Source organism: Actinomycetota bacterium (assembly GCA_036280995.1).
Lineage (GTDB): Bacteria > Actinomycetota > CALGFH01 > CALGFH01 > CALGFH01 > CALGFH01.
This window is the reverse complement of the sequence record DASUPQ010000850.1, coordinates 19,664-27,058: the sequence shown is the minus strand read 5'-3', so window position 1 is coordinate 27,058 and position 7,395 is coordinate 19,664. Positions and strand designations below refer to the sequence as shown.

The window sequence follows — 7,395 nt, the reverse complement described above, 5'->3', positions numbered from 1 at the left end:
GGCAACGAGGTCCTGTTCGCCCTCGGCATCGCCGGCTACCAGGGCGGCCACATGGACATCCTGAGCCGGATCGCGATCGTCTTCTCCGACACCGACGAGGTCGACAAGCTGGTCGCCGCCCAGTCGGCGCAGGAGATCTACGACCTCCTGAACGCCGTCAACGACGAATGACCGGCGTCGCCGTCCACTTCGGGGCCGGGACCATCGGCCGCGGGTTCGTCGGGCTGATCCTGCACCGGGCCGGCTACCAGGTGGTGTTCGCCGACGTCGTCGACGAGCTCATCGACGCCCTCAACACCACGCCCAGCTACCTGGTCAAGGAGGTCGGGCTCGACTCGTCCGAGGAGCGGGTCGACAACTACCGGGTGATCAACAGCCGCCGCGACGAGCCGGCCGTGACCGACGAGATCGCGTCGGCCGACATCGTGACCACGGCGGTCGGCCCGACGGTCCTGAAGTTCGTCGCACCAGTGATCGCCGAAGGGCTGCGGAGGCGGCCCGCCGGAGCCGCCCCCCTGGCCGTCATGGCCTGCGAGAACGCCATCAACGCGACCGACGCGCTCCAGGAGCACATCCGCTCGGCCGTGCCGGACGCCGAGTGGCCGGCGGTGGCGGCCAGGGCCGTCTTCGCCAACACCGCGGTCGACCGGATCGTGCCCGCCCAGTCGCCGGACGCCGGCCTGGACGTCACCGTCGAGACCTACTTCGAGTGGGCCATCGAGCGGCCCCCGTTCGGCGGCCATGAGCCGTCGATCCCGGACGCCACCTGGGTTGACGACCTGGCGCCGTACATCGAGCGGAAGCTGTTCACCGTCAACACCGGCCACGCCACCACCGCCTACCACGGCTTCGTCCGGGGCATCGGCAAGCTCAGCGACGCCCTGGACGACGACGTGGTCCGGGCCGCCGTGGAGGGGGTGCTGTCCGAGACCAAGCGGCTGCTGGTGGCCAAGCACGGGTTCAGCGACGAGGCCCAGCAGGCGTACGTCGACAAGATCCTGCAGCGGTTCGCGAACCCGTTCCTGCCGGACACCGTCGACCGGGTCGGCCGGCAGCCGCTGCGCAAGCTGTCGCGCACCGAGCGGCTCATCGCCCCGGCCGCCGAGCTGGCCGAGCGGGGCGTCCGGCCCGGGCACCTGCTGGCCACGGTGGAGGCGGCGACGCGGTTCGACGTCCCCGACGACCCGCAGAGCGTTGAGCTGCAGCAGCTGCTCAGGACCCTGCCGGCGGCCGAGGCGACCGAGCGGATCACCGGCCTGACGCCGGCCGACCCGCTGTACGACGACGTGGTCGCCGTGCTGGCGCGCAGGGTCGGCGTCGGGAGCTGAGACGGGCCAGATGGGGCCGTCGAGCGCACGGCTGGCCGTGCTGACCAGTGGTGGCGACGCGCAGGGCATGAACCCGGCGGTGCGGGCGGTGGTCCGCACCGCGCTCAACCACGGCGCCGAGATCTTCGCCGTGTACGAGGGCTGGCAGGGGCTGGTCGACGGCGGCGACCACATCCGCCCGGTGACCTGGGACGACGTCTCCGGCATCGTCAACCGGGGCGGCACCGTGATCGGCACCGCCCGGTCGGCCGCCTTCCGCCAGCGCGAGGGCCGCCGCCGCGCCGCCCGCCACCTCGTCCACCACGGCATCGACCGGCTGGTCGTCGTCGGCGGCGACGGCAGCCTGTCCGGGGCCGATCTCCTCCGCCAGGAGTGGCCGTCGCTGCTGGAGGAGCTGCTGGCCGAGGGCGCCATCGACCGGGAGGCGGCCGAGCGGCACCCGGCGCTGATGATCGCCGGGCTGGTCGGCTCGATCGACAACGACATGCTCGGCACCGACATGACCATCGGGGCCGACTCGGCCCTGCACCGGATCATGGAGGCGATGGACGCCATCGGCTCGACCGCCGAGAGCCACCAGCGCAGCTTCGTGGTCGAGGTGATGGGCCGGCGCTGCGGCTACCTGGCCCTGATGAGCGCGATCGCCGGGAGCGCCGCCTACGTGCTGATCCCGGAGTGGCCGCCCGACCCCGGCTGGGAAGAGGACCTGTGCGAGATCATCGAGAGCGGCCGCGCGGCCGGCCGGCGCCACAGCATCGTGGTCGTCGCCGAGGGCGCCCACGACTCCGCCAACCAGCCGATCACCAGTGAGTACGTGCGCCAGCTGCTGGAGGAGCGGCTGGGCGGGGACGTCCGGCTGACCACCCTCGGGCACGTCCAGCGCGGCGGCGTGCCCAGCGCCTTCGACCGGTGGATGAGCTCCATCCTCGGCCACGCGGCCGTCGAGGAGGTGCTCGCGGCCACCCCGGGCAGCGTCCCCCAGCTGATCGGGCTGCAGGACCACCGTGTGGCCAAGGTGCCGCTGATGGAGTGCGTCGCCCGGACGCGGGAGCTGGCCGAGCGGATCGAGGCCAAGGACTACGACACCGCCCTGCTGATGCGCGGCGACCGCTACACCGAGATGATCCACGTCTTCCGCTCCATCTCCCGGGCCCTGCCCAGCACGGCCAGGACCAGGGAGCGGGCCAGCCGGATCGCCCTGCTCCACGTGGGCGGGCTGGCCCCGGGCATGAACGCCGTCGCCGGCGCCGCGGTCCGGCTCGGGCTGGACCGCGGGCACACCATGCTCGGCGTCAACGGCAGCTTCCGGGGCCTGATGGACGGGGACGTGCAGGAGCTGACCTGGGGAGACGTCGAGGGCTGGACCAGTCTCGGGGGCGCCGAGCTGGGCATCAGCCGGTACGTGCCGACCGTCAGCGACCTGTACGCCATCGGCCGCGGCCTGGAGGACCAGCGCGTCGACGGGCTGCTGATCATCGGCGGCTGGGACGCGTTCGAGGCGGCCTGCACCATGCAGCGCGAGCGCGCCCGCTACCCGGCCTTCCGGGTGCCGACGATCTACCTGCCGGCCACGATCGACAACAACATCCCCGGCTCGGAGCTGTCGGTGGGCGCCGACAGCGCCCTCGGCCTGATCGTCGACTCCATCGACCGGGTGCGGCAGGCCGGCATCGCCACCCGCCGCTGCTTCGTGGTCGAGACGATGGGCGGCCAGTGCGGCTACCTGGCCCTGATGGGCGGGCTGTCCGGGGGCGCGGTCCGCGTCTACCTGCACGAGGAGGGCATCACCCTCCAGGAGCTGGCCCAGGACGTCGAGCGGATGGTGGCGAGCTTCCGGGTCGGCCAGCGGCTCTTCCTCGCCGTCATGAACGAGAAGGCCAGCCCCATGTACACCAGCGACTTCCTGTGCCGGCTGTTCAACCAGGAGAGCCAGGGGCTGTTCGACGCCCGCGAGGTGGTCCTGGGCCAGACCCAGCAGGGCGGCGCGCCGTCCCCGTTCGACCGGATCCTCGGCACCCGGCTGGCCGCGCACTCGATCGACTGGCTCAGCGACCAGATCGAGAGCGCCGGCACCGGCGGGGCGGTGATCGGGCTGTCCCAGGGCAAGGTCCGGGTGGCCCCGCTGCGGGAGGCCGAGGAGCTGGCCGACTGGGAGCAGCGGCGCCCGCTGGCGCAGTGGTGGATGGGGCTGCGGCCGCTGATCGACGTGCTGGCCGACCGGCTCGCCCTCCGTTAGAACAGCGGTCGAGGATCCGGCGCCGCCTGCAGTGCTGACCCATCCGGGCAGCGCTGGAGCTTGCGCGCCGCCCCCGGCGGCCACCCAATTCCCTCAAACCCGGATACTCGAGCGGTGTTCCAGGCCTCCGTCAGACCTCGCGGAGCTCGAAGGAGACGACCTTGCCGGTCCCCGGGACGGTCGAGTCGTCGTCGCGGACCTCGATCCGGACCACGTCGTCGCCGGCGTCGACGGTCAGCTCGATCGGGGCGTCGGTGTGGCGGAGGGCGTTGGCCACCAGCTCGCTGGCCATCCGGCCGGCGTCGTCGACCAGGCTGAAGGGGCCGGTCAGGGTCACCGCCTCGGCGGCGAACGCGCCCGCCTTGCCCGGGGCCTGCGGGCCGGCGTCCAGCCAGGCCCGGCGGCGGCGCTCCGGGCCCCGGCGCAGCACCGTGTGGGAGGAGAGGACGCCGCCCGACGACGGCGGGCAGGTCGGGCACTCCAGCGCCTGCCCGGGCTCGACCGCCTGCTGGACGTGGCGCAGGTGCAGGCAGTCGAGGCGCACCCAGCGGCCGGGGTCCCCGGTGACCTCGGACGACAACTGGGCCGCCTTCATGGTTCCGGTGTCGGGCACGACGGGGAAGAGCTTGTCAGCCATTGGCGATCCCCCAGGGGAAGTGGCGGTACGGCGGCCATGGCGGGAAGTGCCTGACGGGTACGATACGGCCGGATCGGGGCCCGGGAGAAGACCTGATCGGGGGATTCGGGGTGCCGGAAACAAAGAGTTCACAAGCATCGACCCACGGGGGCTAGGCTTGCGCCCCCCGGCTGGCCTCGGCAAGGTCATGAGGCACGAGCCGCGGCCGTGAGCGCTCTGGAGGTGGTGGGGTGATGGACGTCGACCTGGACGGCAGGACCGCCATCGTCACCGGCGGGGCCAGCGGCATCGGCGAGGCCTGCGCCCGCGCCCTGGCCGGGGCGGGGGCCAGGGTGACCATCGTCGACCGCGACGGCCAGGGCGCCGAGCGGGTCGCGGGCGAGCTCGGCGGCACCCCGGTGACCGCCGACCTGACCGACCCGGCCGGCCTCGACGGCCTCGACCTGGAGGCCGCTGTGCTGGTCAACAACGCCGGCTTCCAGCACGTTGCCCCCATCGAGGAGTTCCCGCCCGAGCGGTTCGCGGCCATGCTGGCCCTGATGGTCGAGGCCCCGTTCCGCCTCGCCCGGGCCGTCCTGCCCGGCATGTACGAGCGGGGCTGGGGCCGGGTGGTCAACATCTCCTCCGTCCACGGCCTGCGCGCCTCCCCCTACAAGAGCGCGTATGTCGCCGCCAAGCACGGCCTGGAGGGCCTGTCCAAGGTCATCGCCCTGGAGGGCGGCCCCCGCGGCGTCACCTCCAACTGCATCTGCCCCGCCTACGTGCGCACCCCCCTGGTCGAGAACCAGATCGCCGACCAGGCCCGCATCCACGGCATCTCCGAGTCCGAGGTGGTCGAGCGCATCATGCTCACCGAGCCGGCCATCAAGCGTCTCCTGGAGCCCGCCGAGGTCGCCGGCGCGGTCCTGTTCCTCTGCTCCGACGCCGCCGCCTTCGTCAACGGCACCTCCCTGGTCCTCGACGGCGGCTGGACCGCCCGCTGAGAAGCCGGGCGGGGCGCCTTGCGGGGCGCCGGCCCCCTGCCCGACCCCGCCGTACCGCGCTCCCGCCGAGTCCCGCGCGCCCGCCGAGTCCCGATCAGGACCCAATGCAGGCCCGCCAACGCTCATGCTCGCGCCGAGCCCAGGCGCGCCATGGGGCCCCAACCGGGAGGGTGGCCCGATCCACCGCCGCTACTCGGCTTCGGCCTCTGAGCGGGGGAGCCAGAGCTCGACCGTGGTGCCCATGCCGGGGGCGCTGGCGACGCGGCACCAGCCGCCGGCCATGGCGGCCTGCTCGCGCATGCTGATGAGGCCGAGGTGGCCGGCGGGGCGGCGACCGACCAGGCCGGGGAGGAAGCCGACGCCGTCGTCGCTGACCCGGGCCAGCACGCCGCCCTCGACCTCCTCGAGGCGGACGGCGACCCGGCCCGCCTTGGCATGGGCGCGGACGTTGGCCAGGGCCTCCTGGACGATGCGGTAGGCCACCACCCGCAGCTCGTCGGGCAGCTCCCCGGCCGACTCGTCGTGGACCTGGGCGACGAAGCCGGCCAGCTCGCCGGCCCGCCTGGCGTACTGGTCGATGGCGGCGGCCAGCCCGACCTCGTCGAGCAGGGGCGGGCGCAGCTCGAAGACGAGCTGGCGTAGCCGGCCGACGCTCTCGGTGGCGGTCGCGGCCAGCCGCTCCAGCAGCTCGGTGGAGCGGGGATCGCTGAGCCGGCCGCCGAGGGCCTGGAGCTGGAGGGTGACGGCCACCATGGCCTGGATGGCGTCGTCGTGGATGTCGCCGGCGACCTGGCGCCGCTCCTCCTCCTGGCTGGTCACCACCCGCTCGAGCAGGGAGCGGCGCTGCTCGTCGAGCTGGCGCAGGCTGCGCAGGGTCCGGTGGTGCTCGGTGACGTCGCGCAGCACCACCAGCCAGCCGATCGGCGGCCCCTGCCGGTCGGGCATGGCGACCACCGTCGGCTCGTACCGGCGGGTCGTCCCCTCCCTGGTCACGACCAGCTCCTGGGGCAGGCCGTCGCTGGTCGGGGGCGGGTCGCGGACCGCGTCGGCCGCCTCCGGCAGCAGCTCGCCCAGTGGGTGGCCGACGGCGTCGGCCAGGGGCAGGCCGAGGAGCCGCTCGGCCGCCGGGTTGGCGTCGACCACCCGGCGCAGCGGGTCGAGCACCAGCACCGCCTCGGAGATGGTCTCGAACACCAGGCCGCGGGCCACCGGGCGGATGCCCAGCAGCCGGAACCGGAACAGGCCCCAGACCAGCACCAGGCAGGACCCGATGAGCAGGAACGGCGTCAGGTCGACGCGCCCGAACGGCCCCGCGTCGAGGTTGTAGAGCAGGTTGAACACATAGGGGACGACCAGGCTGATGATCAGGATGGTGGTGACCCGCCGGTAGACGCGGGAGGCGCGGACCAGCGCCACCACCATCAGGATCAGGCTGCCCCACATCACCATGCCGGAGTAGACCAGGTGGGGCCAGAACAGCGGGCCGACCTCGGCCACGGCGTCCGGGTCGGCGGCCGCCTCCCGCGGGTACCAGCGGATCAGGTCGTGGGTGGCGGCGTTGGCCAGCAGGACCAGGATGACCACGGGGTGGATGGCGAGCAGGGCCAGGTTCCGCCCGCTGACCCACGACTGGCGGCCGGCGAACAGCGCCGCGAACGCGAACCAGGCCGGCGGGAGCAGCACGATGCCGACGTACTTGAGGTCCCCCCAGCGGCCGATGGCCGCCAAGTCGGTGGCGGCCAGCTCGGCGGTGTAGGCCCCGGCCCAGAGCAGAAGCGCCACCAGCACCAGGGCGAGCGCGGCGCCGGCCGAGCCGCCCCGACGCCGCCACACGTAGACGGCCAGGGCGACGTAGACGGCGGTGGTGGCGAGCATGACCACGCCGACGCCCGTCACGTGCCAGGTGGCGGCCACAACCAGGGTGCCGGGTGCGACCCGGAGCTGCTGGAGCATGGTCCGAAGCGGACATTCTTCAACATCTGCGGGCTTCGTGGAGCCTGCGACGGTAAGGGACGAGCCCGGAGGAACCGGGGCTGAACCGACCAATGGGGCGGGGTCGACCGCCTTGACGAGTTCTGCGGACCTCCTCTACCCTTCACGGCTCGTAACCGGCCGGAGGCGAGCGCGCCCCCACGACGCCCCTCTCGGCCAGCGCCCCGCGAACGGGAGCGCGACCGTACGCCGCGTGGCGGCGTGCGGGTAGCACCGGGC

Annotated in this window: 6 protein-coding genes; 4 read left to right on the top strand and 2 right to left on the bottom strand. The window is 73.4% G+C overall.

Translation table 11 applies throughout. The features are described from left to right. Positions 1-12 precede the first annotated feature (12 nt). The 3 genes from VF468_28445 to VF468_28435 are packed head-to-tail and all read left to right on the top strand — an operon-like array spanning position 13 to position 3,564. Positions 13-171, top strand: coding sequence for a PTS sugar transporter subunit IIA (locus VF468_28445; protein ID HEX5882215.1), 159 nt, complete (start codon positions 13-15; stop codon positions 169-171). Then, positions 168-1,328, top strand: coding sequence for a mannitol-1-phosphate 5-dehydrogenase (locus VF468_28440; GenBank protein HEX5882214.1), 1,161 nt, complete (start codon positions 168-170; stop codon positions 1,326-1,328). The genes VF468_28445 and VF468_28440 overlap by 4 nt, the downstream gene beginning before the upstream one ends. A gap of 10 nt (positions 1,329-1,338) precedes the next feature. Continuing rightward, complete coding sequence (locus VF468_28435) at positions 1,339-3,564, top strand: 6-phosphofructokinase (protein ID HEX5882213.1); 2,226 nt, start codon at positions 1,339-1,341, stop codon at positions 3,562-3,564. 130 nt (positions 3,565-3,694) lie between these two features. Here VF468_28435 and VF468_28430 read toward each other — a convergent pair whose 3' ends face one another. Beyond that, on the bottom strand, positions 3,695-4,201 hold the full coding sequence (locus tag VF468_28430) for a hypothetical protein (protein ID HEX5882212.1): 507 nt from the start codon (positions 4,199-4,201) through the stop codon (positions 3,695-3,697). Between the two features lie 233 nt (positions 4,202-4,434). Between VF468_28430 and VF468_28425 the strand changes: the two genes are divergently transcribed. Next, complete coding sequence (locus VF468_28425) at positions 4,435-5,184, top strand: 3-hydroxybutyrate dehydrogenase (GenBank protein ID HEX5882211.1); 750 nt, start codon at positions 4,435-4,437, stop codon at positions 5,182-5,184. A 189-nt stretch (positions 5,185-5,373) separates the two neighbouring features. Here the strand turns inward: VF468_28425 and VF468_28420 are convergent, their stop codons facing one another. Beyond that, positions 5,374-7,137, bottom strand: coding sequence for a histidine kinase N-terminal 7TM domain-containing protein (locus VF468_28420; protein HEX5882210.1), 1,764 nt, complete (start codon positions 7,135-7,137; stop codon positions 5,374-5,376). Positions 7,138-7,395 lie beyond the last annotated feature (258 nt).

Bases quoted from the DNA above. Each gene is read 5' to 3' on its own strand.
- VF468_28440 (HEX5882214.1), top strand. From the start codon at position 168: ATGACCGGCGTCGCCGTCCACTTCGGGGCCGGGACCATCGGCCGCGGG.
- VF468_28425 (HEX5882211.1), top strand. From the start codon at position 4,435: ATGGACGTCGACCTGGACGGCAGGACCGCCATCGTCACCGGCGGGGCC.
- VF468_28420 (HEX5882210.1), bottom strand. From the start codon at position 7,137: ATGCTCCAGCAGCTCCGGGTCGCACCCGGCACCCTGGTTGTGGCCGCC.
- VF468_28430 (HEX5882212.1), bottom strand. From the start codon at position 4,201: ATGGCTGACAAGCTCTTCCCCGTCGTGCCCGACACCGGAACCATGAAG.
- VF468_28435 (HEX5882213.1), top strand. From the start codon at position 1,339: ATGGGGCCGTCGAGCGCACGGCTGGCCGTGCTGACCAGTGGTGGCGAC.